The organism is Pseudomonas sp. BCA17, assembly GCF_004519405.1.
Classification (GTDB): domain Bacteria; phylum Pseudomonadota; class Gammaproteobacteria; order Pseudomonadales; family Pseudomonadaceae; genus Aquipseudomonas.
In genome coordinates, this window is the sequence record NZ_SGWI01000001.1 from 1074140 (window position 1) to 1092941 (window position 18802).

The 18802-nt window shown below is 58.8% G+C and carries 23 protein-coding genes; 2 read left to right on the forward strand and 21 right to left on the reverse strand.

Annotated elements, in window-relative coordinates:
- Positions 1 to 358: 358 nt before the first annotated feature.
- From EXW71_RS04780 to EXW71_RS04880, 21 genes are all read right to left on the reverse strand, one after another.
- Positions 359 to 952 (reverse strand): tail assembly protein, encoded by a 594-nt coding sequence (locus EXW71_RS04780; RefSeq protein ID WP_134657761.1) that lies wholly within the window; start codon positions 950 to 952, stop codon positions 359 to 361.
- 55 nt (positions 953 to 1007) lie between these two features.
- Positions 1008 to 1430, reverse strand: coding sequence for a hypothetical protein (locus EXW71_RS04785; RefSeq protein WP_134657762.1), 423 nt, complete (start codon positions 1428 to 1430; stop codon positions 1008 to 1010).
- Between the two features lie 32 nt (positions 1431 to 1462).
- Positions 1463 to 2218, reverse strand: a complete 756-nt coding sequence (locus EXW71_RS04790; protein ID WP_134657763.1) for a C40 family peptidase — start codon at positions 2216 to 2218, stop codon at positions 1463 to 1465.
- A gap of 764 nt (positions 2219 to 2982) precedes the next feature.
- Entirely contained in the window at positions 2983 to 3735 is a 753-nt protein-coding gene (locus EXW71_RS04795; RefSeq protein ID WP_134657764.1) for a phage minor tail protein L, read from the reverse strand.
- Positions 3736 to 3746: 11 nt separating this feature from the next.
- Positions 3747 to 4085, reverse strand: a complete 339-nt coding sequence (locus EXW71_RS04800) for a phage tail protein (protein WP_134657765.1) — start codon at positions 4083 to 4085, stop codon at positions 3747 to 3749.
- A 3-nt stretch (positions 4086 to 4088) separates the two neighbouring features.
- Positions 4089 to 7124, reverse strand: coding sequence for a phage tail tape measure protein (locus tag EXW71_RS04805; RefSeq protein ID WP_134657766.1), 3036 nt, complete (start codon positions 7122 to 7124; stop codon positions 4089 to 4091).
- A 27-nt stretch (positions 7125 to 7151) separates the two neighbouring features.
- Positions 7152 to 7457, reverse strand: a complete 306-nt coding sequence (locus tag EXW71_RS04810) for a DUF1799 domain-containing protein (protein ID WP_134657767.1) — start codon at positions 7455 to 7457, stop codon at positions 7152 to 7154.
- Positions 7458 to 7474: 17 nt separating this feature from the next.
- Positions 7475 to 7855, reverse strand: a complete 381-nt coding sequence (locus tag EXW71_RS04815; RefSeq protein ID WP_134657768.1) for a phage tail assembly chaperone — start codon at positions 7853 to 7855, stop codon at positions 7475 to 7477.
- 9 nt (positions 7856 to 7864) lie between these two features.
- A complete protein-coding gene (locus EXW71_RS04820; protein WP_134657769.1) occupies positions 7865 to 8524 on the reverse strand; it encodes a phage tail protein in 660 nt (219 codons plus the stop codon).
- A 39-nt stretch (positions 8525 to 8563) separates the two neighbouring features.
- Positions 8564 to 8992 (reverse strand): phage tail terminator-like protein, encoded by a 429-nt coding sequence (locus EXW71_RS04825; protein WP_134657770.1) that lies wholly within the window; start codon positions 8990 to 8992, stop codon positions 8564 to 8566.
- Positions 8989 to 9585, reverse strand: a complete 597-nt coding sequence (locus tag EXW71_RS04830; RefSeq protein WP_134657771.1) for a hypothetical protein — start codon at positions 9583 to 9585, stop codon at positions 8989 to 8991. Before EXW71_RS04830 ends, EXW71_RS04825 begins: the two co-directional genes overlap by 4 nt.
- Entirely contained in the window at positions 9582 to 9953 is a 372-nt protein-coding gene (locus EXW71_RS04835; RefSeq protein ID WP_134657772.1) for a hypothetical protein, read from the reverse strand. The genes EXW71_RS04830 and EXW71_RS04835 overlap by 4 nt, the downstream gene beginning before the upstream one ends.
- Before the next feature lie 17 nt (positions 9954 to 9970).
- The gene (locus EXW71_RS04840; protein ID WP_134657773.1) at positions 9971 to 10474 is read right to left on the reverse strand and encodes a DnaT-like ssDNA-binding protein; all 504 of its coding nucleotides are present in this window, start codon (positions 10472 to 10474) and stop codon (positions 9971 to 9973) included.
- A gap of 59 nt (positions 10475 to 10533) precedes the next feature.
- On the reverse strand, positions 10534 to 11124 hold the full coding sequence (locus EXW71_RS04845; protein ID WP_134657774.1) for a hypothetical protein: 591 nt from the start codon (positions 11122 to 11124) through the stop codon (positions 10534 to 10536).
- Between the two features lie 46 nt (positions 11125 to 11170).
- Positions 11171 to 12133, reverse strand: a complete 963-nt coding sequence (locus EXW71_RS04850) for a major capsid protein (RefSeq protein ID WP_134657775.1) — start codon at positions 12131 to 12133, stop codon at positions 11171 to 11173.
- A 12-nt stretch (positions 12134 to 12145) separates the two neighbouring features.
- The gene (locus tag EXW71_RS04855) at positions 12146 to 12874 is read right to left on the reverse strand and encodes a hypothetical protein (RefSeq protein WP_134657776.1); all 729 of its coding nucleotides are present in this window, start codon (positions 12872 to 12874) and stop codon (positions 12146 to 12148) included.
- Between the two features lie 82 nt (positions 12875 to 12956).
- A complete protein-coding gene (locus EXW71_RS04860; protein WP_134657777.1) occupies positions 12957 to 14042 on the reverse strand; it encodes a minor capsid protein in 1086 nt (361 codons plus the stop codon).
- Entirely contained in the window at positions 14017 to 15435 is a 1419-nt protein-coding gene (locus EXW71_RS04865; RefSeq protein ID WP_134657778.1) for a DUF4055 domain-containing protein, read from the reverse strand. The genes EXW71_RS04860 and EXW71_RS04865 overlap by 26 nt, the downstream gene beginning before the upstream one ends.
- Complete coding sequence (locus EXW71_RS04870; RefSeq protein WP_134657779.1) at positions 15432 to 16754, reverse strand: terminase; 1323 nt, start codon at positions 16752 to 16754, stop codon at positions 15432 to 15434. The genes EXW71_RS04865 and EXW71_RS04870 overlap by 4 nt, the downstream gene beginning before the upstream one ends.
- On the reverse strand, positions 16729 to 17205 hold the full coding sequence (locus EXW71_RS04875) for a DUF2280 domain-containing protein (protein ID WP_134657780.1): 477 nt from the start codon (positions 17203 to 17205) through the stop codon (positions 16729 to 16731). The genes EXW71_RS04870 and EXW71_RS04875 overlap by 26 nt, the downstream gene beginning before the upstream one ends.
- Positions 17206 to 17237: 32 nt before the next feature.
- A complete protein-coding gene (locus EXW71_RS04880; protein WP_134657781.1) occupies positions 17238 to 17861 on the reverse strand; it encodes a putative metallopeptidase in 624 nt (207 codons plus the stop codon).
- A 104-nt stretch (positions 17862 to 17965) separates the two neighbouring features.
- Here EXW71_RS04880 and EXW71_RS28980 point away from each other — a divergent pair, with 104 nt between their 5' ends.
- Together EXW71_RS28980 and EXW71_RS04890 are read left to right on the forward strand one after the other, a co-directional pair.
- The gene (locus EXW71_RS28980) at positions 17966 to 18220 is read left to right on the forward strand and encodes a helix-hairpin-helix domain-containing protein (RefSeq protein WP_134657782.1); all 255 of its coding nucleotides are present in this window, start codon (positions 17966 to 17968) and stop codon (positions 18218 to 18220) included.
- 117 nt (positions 18221 to 18337) lie between these two features.
- A complete protein-coding gene (locus EXW71_RS04890; protein WP_134657783.1) occupies positions 18338 to 18760 on the forward strand; it encodes a hypothetical protein in 423 nt (140 codons plus the stop codon).
- Positions 18761 to 18802: the final 42 nt, after the last annotated feature.

The following is an 18802-nucleotide window of genomic DNA, read 5'->3' on the forward strand; positions in this document are numbered from 1 at the left end:
CGGTATCGATATTGGACTTTGCAAGAGAAGCCCTTACCATGGGGCGCTCCTCTCAGCCTTCAAGGAAGTACCTGCTGATGAATAAAGCCCCTACCTGGCTACGCACAACCCTGTCGATACCGCTTTACGCAGTGTCAGTCGGGTTTTGGATTTCCTCCGTGTATCTGTTCGTTACCACAGTGAAAATGCTTTTCGCATTTATGACGCCAGAACTCATCGGAGCACGACTTTTCGACTTCTTAATGGTTGCCATATCAGCGGCTATCGGTGCCGGACTATGGAAGCTCGCTAGATACATTCGAACATCTAACTTTAGAAAACAGGCGAGGCCCACCACAGCCGGTCTTCCGTAACCTTCCTACATCTGGTCTTCGGCATAAATGGCGGCACTGATGATCGCACCGCCCACGCGCCGCTTGCCGTAGCAGAGCGGTACCGGGTTACCGGATGCAGTGGTGTTCTTGGCGCTGCCAAAGGCGTATCCAGGGGTGTTCTCTGGCGCAGCGCTGGTTTTCAGGCCGCCGGCCTGTGGGCTGAGCATTTGGATCACGCCGCCGGCGACAAGGCCGATGCCTGCCCCAATTAACGGGGTACCGAACGGAGTCGCCGAGAAAATAACCCCCACGACAATCAAGATCGCGCCGACGATTGTCTGAAGAATACCGCCGCGCTTGCTGCCTACGACCACGGGCGCAATGCGGATGTCTCCGGCACCGTTGTAGCTCAGCTCCCTCTCCCCGATATTGCGCTTATCGCGAAACACCGCGAACTCAAGGCCGCGCGACTTGGCGTTAGACAGGAACCGCTCGAACCCAGGGATCTGCACGCATAGTGCCTTGATCGCCTCGGCCGGCGAGTTTACCGCGAGCCTGAAGGACTTCCCGAACTGCCGGAGTTGCCCATGCAGACGAATGGTGGTCATGGGTTGATAGTTGATCGCTGATGCCTGCATCACTTTCTCCGGACAATAAAAAACCGCCCGTAGGCGGTTTCATGGCTTTCTTGGTTCAGTTGTAGTCGACATAGGGGCCAATGTAGAACCCGGCCATATCGCCGCTAATGCGGTATAGGCTTTCTTTACCGGACTGCACCGTCGCTGCGATGGTGCGGATTGCAGCCCCGGCACACAGGCCTGAACCGGCGAGACCGGCGCCGATATTCGGGGAGCCTGGTGGCAGGTAGAAGGTAGCTCGCTGGCCTGTACCTATTTTCGCGGCCTTGCGTCCATCCACGTAGACGACGATATCGCAGCCTGAACCGACCGCGCCGGAGTCACGGACAACCGTGATCTTCCCGCTTTCGCCGGACGGCTTGGACTGGAAGGCGTACAGCTCATCTGACGGCACCGGTTTCGCATCCCTTACCGAAATCGCCGATGAGGCACACCCCGCCAGCATTGCTACCACCGCCGCAGCTATCAAAATCCGCATGATCGATCCTCGTCCTGAAAGTGGCGACTGTATCACCGAGCGTCACGATGACGAAGAATCAGGCGCGTCCGGTCATGCCAGGGGCCGCCAAAGATGATGATTTCCGATGGCCTGCCGTACAGGTGGTGCAGCAGGAAGGGGCCCGGACCGAACACACCTGAATCCTCACCAGGCAGCGACGGATCAGTGCCGAGGTATATGCCAGCGTGGTTCGGGTGAGCCGTCCGGCCAACCTGCATAACGATCATGTCACCGCGCTGCGGTTGGTCAACGCGAACGAAACCGGCCGCCTCGTAGTGTTGCTCGTACAGGCTCGCGTTCTCCGCACTCTCCCACCAACCATCGGCGCGCTGGAAGGTTTCGAATTCCAGGCCCCACTCGCGGGAATACCAGTCAGCGCAGACCTGCCAGCAGTCCCAAGCACCGTGCACGAACGGGCGCTTGAGAAGCGGCGTGCTGCCCGTCGGCGTGATCGTGCGCAGGTCGCCCTCGGGCCAGCTCAAAATATGCCAGGGCAAGGCCGTGGCCTCGCACATTGCCAGGTCGTGCGGTGACGGCCTGCTGGTGGCGTCCGGGTGCGAGTGAACGATGCCGATCACTTCGCCCAAGTCTTCCGCCGCAGCATAATCCTCGGGATCGAGTTGGAACTCTTCGTTCGGCTCCGTGGCGATATTCCGGCACGGGAAGTACTTCTGCTTGCGACCGATGGCGAGCAGCAGGCCGCACGACTCGGCGGGATAACACTCCTCTGCATGAATTTGAATGGCTTTTAACAAATGTTTGCGCATAAAAAAACCCACATTTCTGTGGGCTCCTTTTCATTCGGCGGTTCTGCTTCGCCTTGGCTCTGGCGGCGTATTTACCGCGGCAGTGTGAGTCCAACCCTTCCGGACCCTGGCTCGTATAGTTACTTTTTTGATCCCGGTAAGCTCTGCCCACTCCGATATGCACCGAGTTTCCCCGTTAGCTGTCAGCATGTGATTGCTGCTTTTATTTCTTTGCTGTTGCTTGTCCGTGGCCCATCGACAGTTGCCGGGCTCATAGTTTCCACCCGAATCTTTCCTGTCGAGAGTGGTGCCCTCTGGCCTTAGCCCCATGTCTTCGAAAAAATTGGCAAAATCTCTCCACCGCTCATTAACCAAGATCCCAGAGCCGCCATAGTTGGCAAAGTTCGGTGCTTCGGGATTTGTACAGCGAGCGATCATGCTATTCCAAGAGCGATACGTTGGAGTGCCATACATACCGTGCTTTTTCTTTACTTCGGCATCGAGACATCCGCATGATTGTGTCACGCCTTTGCGGAGCGCCTGAGCCGCATATGCTTTCTCGTTGCCGCAATCGCACAGGCAATACCATCTTGCCGACGTACTCTTAAATTGAGATTTATCTGTAGATTTCGTGACCACGGTAAGTCGGCCAAACCGCTCGCCCGTCAAATCAATAAGCTTTGGCATTTCACACCCCTAAAGCGTGAGACCTAACTGGAAAGGAGTGGCAGGTCGGTTAGGTGCCGACTTTTCGGGTTGCATGCCCTAGCCACAAGGACATTCTACTACGATCTGGACACGAGGCTCACTGCAGGAAATCCCCCGAATCCCAATTCTTCGTTCTCACCGAACCGCAACTTGCAGGACGACAGACAGCCCTTGCACTGGTCAAGCGCCGGGTCATCCGTGGGGTTGTCCTCGTCGTCGAACATGGCCGGGCCGGTGTAGCCGCAGTCCGGCCCGCGGTACCCATTGGTCATGGCCCAGTGGCAAAACGTCGTCATTTGCCGGCCGGGCAGCCCGTGGTTATCGATCTCGCCAGGGGAGGACAGCTCCCAGACCACCGCTTCGCCGTCCTCGCTGGTTTTCTGGTCGATGTACCAGATCTCCAGAGCCTCCTGGGTCGGATCTGCACTCGGGTTACCCTCGGGGAAGTTCGCCGCGTCCAGGTACTGGGCCAACGTCTCGCGAACTGTGAGCTTGAACTTCAGAAGGTCCTCAAACGCCAGGCAGAGCGCGGTGACGCGGCCGTTGATGTTGCCGGCAGCGAACGTTGGCCGGGTGGCTGTACCGTCACTGCTGGAGCCGATTCCTTCGATCTGCACCGGCCAGGCCGCGTACTCCTCGCCCTGCCAGATGATGGACTTGGCGGGCAGTTCCTGTTCTGAGCCTTCATAGGCCAGCAATTCCTCGGGCGTGTGCGGGATGGCGTGACCGTGGAAGCGAAGGTAATCCGCGCCGTACTCAGTCCCGTCAATTTCAAACAGGCGAATTTCGCCGCCGGGCTCCAGTTTCTGGATGTCCGTGATCAGTGCCATGGGCGGTTATCTCAGGGGTGAAAGGTTTGTTGGAAGGTTGCGGTGATGGCGTAGACCTGCCCGCCACGGTGCACGGGCTTGTAGCCGTTGCACTTGTAGAGGCCAAGCACGCCTAAGGGTGGTGTCCAGAGAAAGGCTTTCGCCCCCTTGTGTCTGTCGAGGAACGCCCGGATCTCCATGATCTTTGACGCCAAGCCAGTGAAGGTCACCGGCCAGGATTCAGACTGATTGTTTATCCCGTCCTCGACCGACTGGGCGTATCCATCGCCAAACTGCTTTGTGCGGACGCGCTGGGTGATTTCGCCCTCCGCGCCCTTCTCTGTTGCCCAAGTGAATCGCTCAATCGCCATGAATCACCCCTTCACGTTGCGGCGGCTTACACCACCCTGACGCCAAGACTTGGCGATTTCTTCGACTGCAACCTGCCGTGTGCGCGCCTCCATATTGCGTTGGAAGGTCTCGGCGTCGAACTCAGCACCATCTGGCCGACCAGCTTCCTGATCGCTCAGGATGATCGGCATGCTGAGGCTGAGATTTACCCCGCCACCGCCGCCTCCGACCGCAGAAACACCCAACTTGCCGTTGGCTGTGCGAGTGAGCGGCATGATTGCCTCATCGCCCGCCTCCCCCATGACTCCTGTCTTGCCCCCGGCCATGCCGAACGCAGTTGGTTTGCTGACGATTGAGTTGGTGAAAGCGCCACCATCGGCGAACATCTGCACACCGCCCGACCAGGCGCCGCCCTTGGCCTGAATGCTGCCGGGGGTGAAGTTGGATAGGTCGGCTCCGGTGTAGCCGACCTGACTTGCCCCACCAGAACCACCGCCGCCGCCGAAGTAGCTCAGCCCCGCGCCAAACAAGCTGCTGAGTAGCTGCGAGCTCGCTTGTCGAGTGGCAATTCTCGCCATGTCGGCCAGAATCGACTTGGTGAAGTCAGCAAAAGACAGCTTCCCAGTGATCGCAAAATTGGCAACCGCATCCTCCATGGTGCTGAAGGCATTACCGAAAAGACTCTTTGTCTGGCCGGCGATGTTTTGTGCCGAATCCAGGTAGTTAGCCCAGGCCGCTGTTGCGCCCTTCGTCCAGTCGCCCTGGGCGGCCTCAACATCCGCGTAGTTCTGCCGGATCTGGTCCGTCGCGGCCTTGTTCGCGTCTGCGAGCGCCTGCGATTTACGCTTGAACTCCTCCTCCGACATATTGCGCGACGGATCCGACTTCTGGTTGGCCAACTCCAGCGACTGCTGAGCAAACCGGTCTTGCTGGCTGTTCAGTTCGCCGTTGAGTGCGTTCTGGCGGTCCCCCTGGCCCACGCCAATTACTGCGCGTTGGCCGGCAAGTTCCAGGGCTCGTTGCTGCTGAGCCAGGGCCTGCACATAGGTGATGATTGACCGCTCCTGCTTGACCAGGCGTCCGGTTTCGTTGGTGGCCAAAACCTCAAGCTGGCTGTCGGCCTCTTTCTGCGCCTTGACCATCCCTGCGCGTGCGTCAGCGATCTTCTGGTCCAGCTGGATGCTCTGGGCGGCAGTCGTGGACTTCTTGCCTTTGACGGCCTCCAGCGCGGCAATCTCGGCCTCATAGGCTGCGTTCACCTCGTCGCGCTGATTGCCGATCAGGGCTTCACGCTTCAGCGCGTATTCGGCCTGAGAAATCAGCCCGGCCTTCTCCGCGGCGTCCAGTCGCTTCTGGGTGTTTTTGTACTCATCAACGATCGCTGCAAGGTTGTTCTTGGCATCATTGAAGCCCGTCATGTCAACCTGAGTGCCGGCTGTTTTCGGGTCCTTGAACTTGTCGTTGATATTGGAAATATTCTTGTCGATCGCCGACGGATCGAGCCGCGAATCCTTCGGGTCAACCTTGCGGATATCGTCGAGCTGCCGCCTGTACTCCTTGATCGCCTCGGTGCGCTTCTGCTCGTTCGTCCACGACGATTTAGTTAGAGCATCGATCTTGGCCATCGACGAAACAGCATCGCCCTGCGCCTTGGCCTGCTCGCCCTCCCACTTGGCGATGTCAGCCTGGGCCGCCTTTTCGTCCTCAAGCATGTTTAGGCGATTCTGCCGGAACTCAATCAGGGCATCCTTTGATTTTTGGTTTTGAAACAACCCATCCATATTCTGGGCTTCGAGCAATCCGGCCTTCGCGTCCTCAATGTCCGAATTAATGTCACGACGTCCGGCGTTTTTCAGTCCATCTGCCGCTTTGGCAACTGCGTTATACGCCCGCTCCCAGAAGCTCAGGTTTTCCAGAATCTTTGGCGTGCGCTCGTTGATTGCATCGGCATACGACTCGGTCGCCAGCTTCACGGCGCCGGCGTGATCGCCCTGCTGCTCCAGTGCCGCAATTTGCGAATAAACCGAGGCCGTCAGGTAGTGGTACTGTTCGTTCAGCGCAGCAGAGGTCTTTACCGGATCGTCTGCCAGCTTGGAGAACTCTGCGACCGTCTCGCTAACCGCCTTGCCGGTGGCTTCCTGCATCGACACGGCAGCCTGGGTGATGCCGGTGAAGCTGTCCCCGGCGATCTTGCCGTTGTCAGCCAGCAGCGCCAGCACAGCGGTGGCCTGACCGGTGGTGCCGACTGTTGCGCTCACCTGACGCGCCATATCGCCCAGTTGCCCGGCACTCACCCCCGCGTAGTTGCCGGTGAGGACCAGCGATTTGTTGTAACTGTCCTGCTCCTCGCTGCCCTTGTAGTAGGCGTATGCGAGGCCGCCAACAGCAGCCGTTGCAAGCGCCAGCGGGCCCAGGATGGCGAGCAACCCGGCAGCACCTGCGCCAGCCCCGGCGCCCAACTGAGCAACAGCACGCACGCCGCTGCCCCAGTCACCCGAGGAAAGAGCATTACCCAGCTGCACGACGTTTTCCTGCGCCTGGCGGGTACCGAGGCGCAGCTTGTCGAAACCGGTATTGGTTTTTTCGAGCTTTGCGTAATCCTTATCGATATTGCTCAGGGCTTTGTTGTAATCCTCCTGGCTCAAGCGCCCAGCATCCAGATGTTTGCCCAGCTGCTCTACCTGGGTATCCAGCTTGGCCATGGCGGCGCGAGCCGGGTCGATGGCACCCAACAGGCTATTCAGAGCCTTTTGCTCGTCCATAGCAGACTTGGCCAGGGCCACCTGCTGTTTGTCGAGCTGCGCGGAGATCTTCGCCGCCTCGGCTTCACCGTAGGCGCCGGTCTTCGTCAGCTTGGCAAGTGCGTCACGCTGCTTCGCCAGGTCCTGGGTAGATTTAGCGCTGGTGGACAGCGACTTTTCCAGGGCCTGCATTTCGTTCATCAGCGAGACGGCGGACTGCTCGGCCCGGCCGCCAGCCTTCGCCATTTCATCCAGGCTCGTTTTCGCCTGGATTGCATCGGCCGAGTCGATCTTGACGCCGAGTTCTGCAATGTTCATCGACTCACCTTGAATAAGTGCCCGTGGTTACGGGCTGTTTTCCCTTTCCTCCGCCATAACGCGCAGGGCTTCGCCTTCCAGCACTTGGAGGTCCGGGAAGATTTCAGCGAGTTTCTTTTTCTTGATGCCGAGGAAGCTGGCCACGTCGCGAATGCTGCTGTAATCGAGACCGACTGCACCGCCAGTGCCAACTCGCCATTGGGTGGACATGCGGTTGAACAAGAGAAAGGCCGGCCAGTTACAGGGCCAAACTTCCACATCTTCCTCATCGAGGTCGGCAGCCGTAAGCCCGAGAGCAGCCAACTGCTCAGCAGATTGACCGCTTGCATACATCGCGCTGGCTGCCGCCCTCAGTTTCCCAAGCGAGCCTGGCTGAACGCGCTCTGATAAGCGTTAACAACCGCTTCGGCGGTTCCATGACAGGACTTAACAAGGGCCTGGATGCCCTTATCGTCGAACTTGTCATCGAAGCCCCAGCCAACGACCAGATCCTTGATCTGCTGCACTTGAAGCTCGGTCTCGGCCGCGACGACATCGGACAATGTGGTGTCGACTCCAAAACTGGCGCGCATCTCCTTTCCCTTTGCGCTCCAATCATCGAACAGCGCGGCGAGCCCTGGGCGATCCCGGTACTTGAAGGTGAACTCGATTTTCTCGGGCTCCTCCCCAACAATCGGGATCAATACAAATGCCTTGAATGTTGGGTTCTGGGCAATCCTGATCTTTGCCATGGGAGCTCCTTATGCGCCAGCCAAGTAGCGGAGCGAGCGAGCCGAAAGCCCAATGCTGATGGTGCGCGTCATCACGTTGTTTCGCTCCATGGTCGGATCCGGAGTGATACTCACGTAACCCGGGTAGAGGATCTGATCGCCGTTACGCAGCTTCATGCGGACCACAGCCAGTTCCTTGGTATCGTCATAGCCTTCGACGGTTTCGACGTACTGCGCCGCTGGCTGATCCTCTACCACGATGGTGATCGTGGTCGGGTTGCGGTTGGTTGGAAACTGCTTGTCGTCGTCATCCTCCAGGTAGCCGACAGTTTGATACTGCTGCTCGCCGCCGGAGGATGTGAAAGATGTGACCTTCGAGATTTGCGTCCAGCCGGAAACAGGGATCACCGAGCCAGCCCCAGCACCGACTGTGTACTTGTCGGTGTTCGTGGTATTTAGGCCGGCCAGAGAAAAAGCGTCAGCGGTGATGCTAGATGCCTTTACTGCGCGATCATTGATCAAAGCCCAGCCGGAATTGATCAGCAGGACATCACCGTTTTCGATGCTATGGCCGACAGATGCGGCGACTGGCGGCTTGGCATTTGTCAGGGCAGTGAACGGTACGGCAGATCCCAAAACGCTGGCGATCTCCAGCACAGCGCCGTTCGGCAGCGGGAAGCGTGCGGCCATGATGTATTTCCTCTTGAGTGCCCGCCTGACGGCGGTAGGTTATGCCCCAGCGGGCAGTTGGTCTGCGACACCCAGATAGGTGAAGCTGGCCGGGACCGTGTAGGTCGCCGACTCTGTGATAGTTGGTCCCTGGTCTACTGGTTCGGTGATCAAGCCTTCGAACCCGTTGCGTGCTAGTGGCGTATCGACGCGAAACAGCCAGGTCAGTTCGTCTATAAGTGACTCGGCTATGGCCATGGCTTGGGCAGAGGGGCACACGATGCTGATCTGGTACACACCTGAGTACTCGTAGGCATCCCCGCCGAGATAGCGGCAGGTGGTGCTGGCCGGCAACTGGAAAGCCCGTAGATAGGTTTCAGACGAATTCGGTGTGAACGGCTGATTTGGATAGGCCACTCGTATTGGGCGCGCAGCCGCCCATGCGGCCAGCTTCGTTTCTATGGCCTGACGAGCGCGTGCGTGACTCATACCTGGTTGTTCCTAATGGCCTCCAGCACTATTTGCTGAAAGCGAGCCACGGTTACCCGAACCATACCGCCGGGCGCTTGGGTGGAATGGCCGAACTCCAGCGGGATGGAATAGGGCAAATTGTTGATGATGTAGGCCATCTGGCCGGCGGTGAAGTCGCTCATAGCTGCGACCAGCGCCGCAGTGGTTTCGGCGCCGCTGGGGTCTACTTCGTCAAACGTGACGTTCTCGACCACGCCGAGCGATATGTGCCAGTTCGCGCGGAACCGGCCGCCGACGTAGCCTTCAGGCGCCTTGATGTCCATGCCATCGTTGAGCTTGCGGCCTTTCTTGAGCCTGCCGCCCTTGGTGAGGTTGGCCGGGTCGCTGCGCAGCGCGCTGTTGTGGTCGTCGACGGCCTTGTTGTACTGGGTTGCCACTGCGTTCTGCGCCCAGATCTCTGGGTTACCCACGGGAGACATGCGAATCAGGCTGCTGCCGACCTCGATGATAATTTCACGCACGCTGGCATCGATGGCTTCACCCGTCTGAGCGGCGAACTCGGCCAGGCTCAGGGCGAAGCTACCGGACTGGCCGGCACCTGCCCGGCTCAAGACCGCACCTGCAGTTCATACAGGACCGGCGTGCCGGCCGGATTGATCTCTTTCAGCGGCGGTACGATTGACCAGGTGCGCCCCTGGGCGACCACTTTGTCGAGCAGACCAGGCACCCAGGCCAAGCCTTGCGCGGCAATCTTGAGCTTCTTGTCGCCCTGCCGGATGAGACTGTTGGTTTGAAATTCTTGGCCGGTGAAGTCGAGCAGGATGCCTTGGGCGATTTGCTCGACAATTGTGCCTGGCGCTTCGCCGCCGATATCCGGGTCGTACTCGCCCGGCTCCGTCTTGCTGATGGTCACAGGCTGGCCGAACTCTGTGATCATATCCAGAGCCATCACGGCCATTTCGTCGTAGAAGGTGGCCATGGTGGTCTCCGTTTCTGCTATGCGCGTATTGCGAACAGCCCGCGCTTTTGTAGGTAGTCGGCGAACTGCGTAGCGCTCGGCCGGTCCGGTGCCGCCGGCAACAGCCTGTTGCTGGTGGTGGGGATCGCTGCGTACTGCCGCGTCACAGCCCCCTCAACGCGATCCAGCAACACAGCGCCTTTGCGCTTTTCCACTGGATCGATGTCGTCCTGATGAATCTCACCAGCCAGCGCCATTTGACCGTACTGGATTCGCGCCGGCAGGTAGTTGTTCGGCTTGACCTCGTGATCCAGCAGCACTTCCCGGCGCGGCCAGGACAGTGCCTGCTCGCTGTTCGTCTTTCGCCCCCTCCAGGTCATGCCATCCATTGCCAAGGCGGCCCGGCGCAGCAGCGCTTCCTGCTCGGGAACGCCTGCGGGGATGACCGTGCCGAACTTCACGGCATACATGGCCAGCTCCTCGGCGCTCGCGTAGCTTTCGGCGTCAGGCTTGCCGGTACCGTCCTCGATGATGAGTGTCATGCGTCAACTCGCTGGAATGGTTTGTAGATTGGTCGCCGGATCACCGACAGCCAGCAGTATTACCCCTTGGGCAACTCAGCGACGAGTTTGTCCAGGGAGTCTTTGGAGGCGTTGGCCCGATACTGGACCTTGGCTTCGTCAAGCGTTGCTTTCAGCGCCGCGATTTCACCGGCCTCATCAGCCGGTGGCATGAGGGCAGACTTCTTCAGCGCCTCAACCTCGGCGCGCAGCGCGTCGACAGTCAAGGCCAGACCGTCACGTTCAGTGGTCAACTCACCAACCGAAGCATGGGTGGCTCCCAACACTTCAAACAAGCGCAACGCCAGCTCGCCGGACTCTGGACGATGGATTTTGCCAGCCTCCAAACCTTCGATCAGCAGAACCATTGCGCTGCTCTCGGACTGCAGATCGGCAAGCAGCCTGGACAGCTCGTCAGATGCGACCGCCAGAGTGCCGACAACAACAGCCTCTGGCAACTCAACCACTTCAACATCAACTCCAGCATCTTCGTATGCCGTGACGATTTCGGGATAGTCGCCCACCACTGTTACCACAGTTGCTTCACGCTCAACGTTACGGAACAGGCCGGGCACGCGGTAACGCTTGCCAGGCTCAAAGCCGTCAAGCTGGTTTGTATAAACGAGTTCCATCGGAATCTCCGTGGCGGCCATCGCTGGCCGCTTCCTGGGGTGGTTATCAGCCGCCGACTGGTGGCGTGGTGGTGAGGTTGATCATCACGCCGGCGGTGACCTTGTTGCTGTCCGAGTGCTTGACCCAGTTCGCCGCGGAGCCGACGGCCGCCAGGGTTGGGTTGGTGCCGCCGGTGGTTTCCTTCCAGCTGTAACCCAACACATCGATGTTGACGGTACCCTCGGCGCGGTAACCGATAGCCAGGTTTTCCTCGTCGTTCACGTCGTACGAACGAAAACCCGGGGCCTGGGATTCGGTGATCACCACGGCATTCGGCAGCAGGCCGAAGATCGCATCCACTGGCGCCTTGTCGGTCACCAGCACCGGTTTGCCCAGAGTGCCAGGCAGACCGCCGTAGATCACGACGCCCGCTTCTTCGTAGACCTTGTTCGCGATCGCTTCATCAACGATGTCGAAGTAGGCCGACGAGTGCATGACCCACAGCGCGATACGACCGAACTTGTCGCCAAATTTGCGCATGCCACGGGTCAGGGTCTTCTTGCCGTCGGTTTCGATGTTGGCGGACACCACCATTGCGGCGTTCGAACCGATAGCAGCCTTCAGAGCGCCGGTGGCGTACTCGATGAAGCCTTCGATTGTGGCATCAGCCACGTCGGCGCCGATGATTTGGGAGAACTCTTCTACGGCACGACCACGACGCTTGAACGCCTCTTCGGTCGTCTGGTACGGCCCATATTTCCAAGGGGCCTTGACGCCTACAGCTTCGCCAGCGCCGATTTTCTTGGCGGTGACCTTGCCGTCGGAGTTGACATCGCGATGCTCCAGGCCGCCGCCGAGCTTGTAGAAAGCACGCTTGCGGAAGTCGCCCTGAATCAGTTCGTTGTCCAGAACGATTGCGCCGTTGGACGATGCGTTAAACACGTCCAGGTTGTCCTGGATGCGTTCCAGGTATGCAGTTTGCGCCTCATCGTTATAGATGATCAGGTCGCTGTTTACGGTTGTAGCCATGGGTTTGTCCCCTTACTTGGGCAATGCGAGGAATGCGGTTTGGCCGTGCTTGCGCTGGTAGTCGCGCTTTTGCTCGGAGGTCATTTCGGAGCGCTTGAATGCAGCCTGGCCGCCACCCCCGCCCGGGGCTTGTGTCCCTGAAGCCCTTGGCCACAGGTGGGGTGCGCTTTCGCGCAGAGACTCGGCCCATTCGAGCGGAGTCAGAGGGGTCTTGCCGTCTTTGCCGAGGATGGTCTGGCCATTCTCGTCAACAGCGACGGCTTCTCCCTCCTCGTTCAGTGAGAACACGCCTTTGGCGCGCAAGATGATGTCGTCGGTTGCTTCCGGCAATGCACCAGCTTTCAGTGCTGCACCGCGTACCGAGTCGCCCAGGACTTTGCCCTGGAACTTCGCGGCGAAGGCTTCAGCCTTCTCAGCGCGACCGGCGAGCGTCTTCAGTTGCTTGTCGTGCTCGCCACGCAGGCGCTCGGTGCGCTTATTGAACACCTCGTCCACCTTGCCCTCGGTCAGCAGTTTGGTTTCTTCATCCTGCCCGGCGCGGCTGAGCAGGCCTTTGACTGCGTCGATGTCGATGCCTTCAAACTGTGTTTCAAACTGGGTCAGCTTGCCGGAGGTTTCCTTCAGCTTGCCCAGCAGTTCCGAGTTCTTGGTTTTCAAGCCGGAAACAGATGCTTCAACGGCAGTCGCGATAGCGGCCTTGATTGCCGGGTTTTCCAGGTCGATTACGTTTTCTTCTGCCACGTTGATGCACCCCTTGGGTATGTTTCGCCCGCTTTGCAGGCAATAAAAAACCGCCCGGAGGCGGCTGATTGAATGTGTTCGGTTAGATCCCGGCCCGCTCAAATGCCAGCGGCTCTAATCCTTTCATCTGCGCCAGAGTGAGCGGCGCGAAATTGCGATCAAGCTGCAGCTCGGTGAAGCGCTCAACGGTCAAGCCACCCTCACGGAACAGCTTTGCCCGGACTGGGCCGATGGCGACGTCCTGGAACGACGCCGGCTGCTGCTGAAGCCAGTGGTAGTAATCGAGGTCAGCACTCACCTGCTGCCCCCCATTAGCACCCACCGAGGCACGCGTTGCGCCCTTGGCGAACATCGCGCTGAGCTTGGTCAACAGAATGAAGGTGGTGCGGCAGTTAGGGTGGAAAGGCGGCCTTGGGCCGGAATCCACCGGAAACTTGCGCTTATCCATCGAGCGGCACAACTGGCTGGTCTTGCTGTCCAGCGTGGCCACCATCTGGATCTCTTCCACGATATCCGTGTTCGCCTTGGCCACCTCCATGCGCGCCTGGGACGACACATGCTGAATCGCGGTGTGCACGACCGTGCTGGCATTGCGGTTGGTAGTGGCCAGGATGCCGTCTTTGTACCCTGCCGCCTTGGTGCCGCGAATGTTCCGAATGATCTGGAAGTTCGTCTGCCCTTCGAAGAAGCCCTGCCGGATAGTGCCGGTAACGCGTTCACGCTCTGCACTGGTCCAACCCTTGATAAAGGCCTTCAGCAACTTGCCGCCGCCGGTACCGCGCACGCTGAGTGGGTTGGTCAGTACTGCGGTACGGATTGCAGCTGCGCTCGTCGCGACCACATCCAGCGAAACGCCAACCGGCGCCGACCTGGCAAGGCTGGTCGCCTCAAACTCTGCCTCGTAATTGGCGATGTCCACCAGGTCAAGGTTCAGTTGTGCGCTGTAGCGGTCGAAGATGTCCAGCAGCAGGCTATCTACTTCCTTCAGCAGCGCTTCAAGACGTTTGACGTTGTACTCGGTCAGGTCCGACCGTGTGAGACGGTCCCGGATAGAACGGTCAATCTCCTTGAGGAAGGGGGCGAACTTGCCCGCCTCCCCAGCCTTGAGCTTTTCGAGAAAGACAGCGTGCCGGATGGTTGCGTCAAGGATTGCTTGGTTCGCCGCCATCTACTTTGTCCTCGTCGTCCAGGCCCAGGCCATCGCCCTGCTCTTCTAGCTCACCGTCGATCTGCTCGTCAGTTCGCTCTGGCGCGATCAGCCCCAACTTGCGCAAATACGCTCGAAGATCCGCCTTCGCGAACCCGCCGTTCTGCCACAAGCCAACCAAGGCCGTGATCATCTGCGGATCGGCCGTCAGCTCGACGAACTCCTGATTCACCTGGTAGGCGACCTTCTTGTCAGCGATGCCCATGTAGGCGCAGCACCACATGATTGCCCGGGTGTAGGCCTCGCTGACGTTGGCTACGCATCCAGCAAGAACCGATGTAGATGCTGATTGATCGCCACGAGACTCGGTTGCGGTCTTGGTGGCAAGTGACGCCACCACCATCCGCGCACCCAGTTCGATCATCATCTGGTTCTTGTCAGCCATGGCCTCCTTGACCAGCGTATTCGGTGCAGGCTGGGCGTAGCCGAAAGCGCCTCCGACCGGCAACATCATCGGGGCTCTGGAACCGACATAGATGCCGTTCTTCTCCATCCAGTCGCGCCAGGACTCGTCGAGCCCACTGATCCACGGCTGAGCCTGCCCGCACCAGAACACACTGTCTTCATAGTCGGCGCTGTTCCGGAAGTGGCCCAGGTTGATCATGGCGATGTCGTACAGCGGCGACTCGTCGATGCTTGGGTCGTTGTTCTGCGCGCCGACGAAAGTGAACGGGATCTCCTTGAGACGCCCGGTGACGCCTTTCGGCTTGAACTCTCCGATGACCGCCAGCGGCCCACCACCTTTCGGACCGGACCGGCGCCAAACACGACAAACGAAACCGTCATCCTCAAGCGCCAGCTCCCGGTACTGCTCAGCCGTCTTGTAGCCGAAGCCGTCAGGAATCTCCGGAGACTCGCGCAGCACCACCAGCGTCAGCACGCTGTGACCGTTCACCATGCCCGTGCGCCAGTTGATGATGTCTTCAGCGCAATAAGACAGGATCACCGAGTGACCACCGATGCCGTCGTCCTGGTGATAGTCGACGTACAGGCCGTGGCGGCCAGCTTCGAGCACCTTCTCCAACGTTCCTTGGGAGTGCTGGTAAATGCTCACCCCGGAGCCGTTGGCGTTGTCCTGCAGGTACTCCAGCTTCTTGGGCACCGTGAGTGTCGGGTCTTTATGGAAGGCCAAGCCCAGCAGCCCGTTACGGGTGTGCCCGGTGGCATTCTTGAACACCGCCCGCTCGCGGTAAGCCCGGTTCCGATCTTCGTTCTCCGGCGACTTGTCGTGCGCGTTGATGTACGGCAGCCGATCGACTACCCGGTGCTGGCCCGCGCAGACGTCGCGAACAGTTGCCCAGCGATCCAGCACTGCCGTGTATTCCGCCCGCTTGAAGGAGACGTCGTTGCTCATCGGGCGTATCCCATTTTGATAGAAGTGACGATCGCTTTGATCGGATAGCGCTTGGCGATGAAGTAGCCGGCGGCGTCGTTCATATGGTCATGACCCTTTTTGGGATCTTTGTCCGGCTCGCCCTTGTCGGTGTAGGTCTGTCGCTCCAGGCACAAGGTGAGCTGAGGGCACTGGTCGATGTTGACCTTCAGTCGTCGCTCGCCGTAGGCATTCAGGAACATGGCGTTCACCGAGTTCACGCGGTCTTTCACGCCTGGGTTTGTGGAGTCGACGATCACCGTGAATTTTGCTTTCTTCAACAGCGACAAGTCGGACTCGCTCGCGTTTTTGCTGCTGGTGTTCTGCCCGCTGGCGTCGGGGTATACCGCCACCGAGTGACCAGGGAACCGTGTCTGGATCTTCTCGATCATCTCCGGCGTGTCACGCACACCGTGAAACTCATCCAGTGCCATCGGCAGGTCGTCGCGAACGACATAGACCACAGCAGCCATCTTCATGACGTTGAAGTCCATACCGATGTGCAACGCCTCGCCCGGCTTGATTCGCTCGCTGGTTCGGCACTCTTCACGGCTGAACGTGTAGTAAACAACGCCCGAATAATTCTCAAACCCCGCCTCGTACTCTTGGCGGAAAGTACGCGGATCCATCTTGCGCTTTGCCGCATCAAGCTCTTCTGGTGGGACATTTCCACCTTGAAGCGACGTGTACTGCCAACTCTTGTGATCCGGCTCGCCGCCTGGCTTGCCGTCCAGATAAGTGTCGTAGCAGTGGTTGAAGCCCTTCGGAGTGCCAATGCGCAGCGCGTGGCCGCCCTTGCGGACTCCCACGCCGGGAATCGTGTACTGGCAGGTCGAAAGCATCGGGCGCAGCACTTCTTCCCAGGCTGCGTATTTGCAGTCTGCCCATTCATCCACCAGGACAAAGAACAGGCCCGACCCGCGCAGGTCGTCGTAGTTCTCAAGACCCACGCACCGGATCAAGTGACCGCTCTTAAGCGTTATCAGCATGTCGGTTTCGTTTGGCTTGCTCTCGCGCCACTTTGGCGGGATGGCCTGCTTCAGCCTGCGCCAGAAGACGCGTCGGGCCTGTTTCTGTGTAGGAGCCGCGTACCAAATCTCATCCTCGACGCTCACGCCCCACTCAGCAGCCAGTCGCGCAGCTCGGCGCATCTCAGCCTTGCCGAGGAAAGTCTTACCAAACCGGCGCCCACACACAGCATCGCGAAAGCGCGCATCGGGCTGGAATCCCCAGACGTAAATATTGGCCTGCTTCTTCGTCAGGTGAACCGGGGCATCATAGGTACGGGGTAGTCGGGACATTCTCGTCTGGCTCCAGCGTGTATTCAGCAACGGCGTGCTGCTGGTCCGCGTGGGAGCCAAGTGGTTTTTCAGGTTCGAGGCGGCGATTCACGTACACGTCGCCCACCTCTTTGGCGGCCTGCTCGTAAAGCTGTGCAGTCAGCGCCAGGTTGCGCATGTTCTCGGCCTTCTCTGCCATCCGCCCCAGGCCGCGAAGCCTGAATGCACGATTGGCTATTGGGATCTCGGCCGTGTCCTCGCGAAAACGCTTACGGGTATCTTCAAACACGGTTCTCCACTTCACACCGAGATCGCGTCCGGCGTACTTCGTGGGGTCATACAGCTCGCACTGCTGACGCGTCACTTCGAGGCCGTACGTTTCCTTGACGGCCAGTACAACTTGGGAGGGCGTATCGAAACAGGCAAGGGCCTGCACAATGAAGCGCTTAACCTCATCTTTCAGGGCTGCCATATGGGTTTATTCCGTCAAGGTCCTGTCAAGGATCAGGCCAACTTGAGCAGACAGGTTCCGCAGGCCCTCGATATGTTCAATTTCCCCACCTCAGCAGGACTGTTTGCAGCATCCACCAACGCTTGAACGTCGGGGCTCGCACCGTAGCGGCGAACGACACCGACGAACTCTTCGACGTCGTGGCCCTGCAGCTTGATCTTTGGTGCACCGTCTTGGGTGAATGCTGGTTGACCGTACTTGTCGGTCGCGTGAGCCAGGTGATACAGCTCGTGTTCCAGTAGCGCGCAGAACTCAAGGTCGCTGCACTGGGCGCAGTAGTCGGCAGCCAGCGTGATGATGAAGGCCGGCACGTCGCCGAACCAATCACGCATCTGTTGTTCCATCCGGGCTTTCTGCCAACCGCCGGCGCGGAACGCTACCTGTTCGGCTTGGCCCAGGACTGTGCGGCCCTGCTTCTCGAAACAAGACGAAGCCCACATGACACGGATGTCTGCATCCAGAAGATGGGCATGGTCTTCGTTGTGAATACTGCCGGTGTCGGCAAGGATCTCGGCCTGAAGCCACTCCCACACCTCTGGCGCTGAAGTCAGGCGCATACCGAAGTCGGAAAGCTCAGACAGCTCAAGCAGTGATGCCGGCGGCACAGGTCTGTTCATAGGCCCTCCTTGGAGATTCTCAAAACGAGCACACCGGGCTATTGAGGCACCCTCTAGCGTCGTGCACACTTCCGTGGACTCATCGCCAAAAAAAGGAATTTACGATGCCGTTTTCATCAGATGAAAGAACCGCTTTGCTCGCGCTCAAAGGCGTAGGGCCAACCGTCATTACTCGGCTTGAGCAAATGGGTATCGAATCGCTCGCAGAACTCCGAAAATCAGATGTTGGCGACATCCTGACTCAAGCATCCGCGGCATTAGGCTCGACTTGCTGGAAGAACAGCCCTCAGGCCAGAGCGGCCATCACCGCTGCAGTGGAGCTTGCGAAGAGCTCTGCAGAGCAAATCCCGGCCCGGTAGGCGCGTTCGATTGCCTCCCAATCGGGTTGCTTGGTTGTCATAGGATTTCTCTAAGACTTGAAATGGTGATTTGTTAACGGTATCAACGATAGCTTTTCCCAATACCAAGGAATCAGTATGTCCGCATCTAATATCGAGAGATTTGATCAACTGGCAGGAAGAATATTCGCGGATCTATATGAAGCATTCCCGCTACCAAAAACGCTGTCCGACATATCTCACGGCGAGAAGGGCCTGGACCCAGTTTTCAATGCTGAATTCTTCTTCGTCGCGACCGTACGCTGGCTTGCATCAAGCGGATATGTGACCCATGGCAAACAGGACAATCGATTCGTCTTCGAAGACTGCGTACTGACAGCAAAGGGGCTTGAGGTTCTCAAGGCCACTCCAGATAGCCTGACGGAATCCAGTATTGGCTCTCAACTGCAAGATGCGGCAAAGTCTGGTCTAGTGGACTCCGTGAAAACCCTTGTAGGAAAGGCTCTTGCTATTGGAGCAGCCAAAGGATATACGGCAGCCGCAGCATGGATTAGCTCATAAATCAGCCGGGTTAATATAGATCTCCTTTCTCCGTCTCCAGGC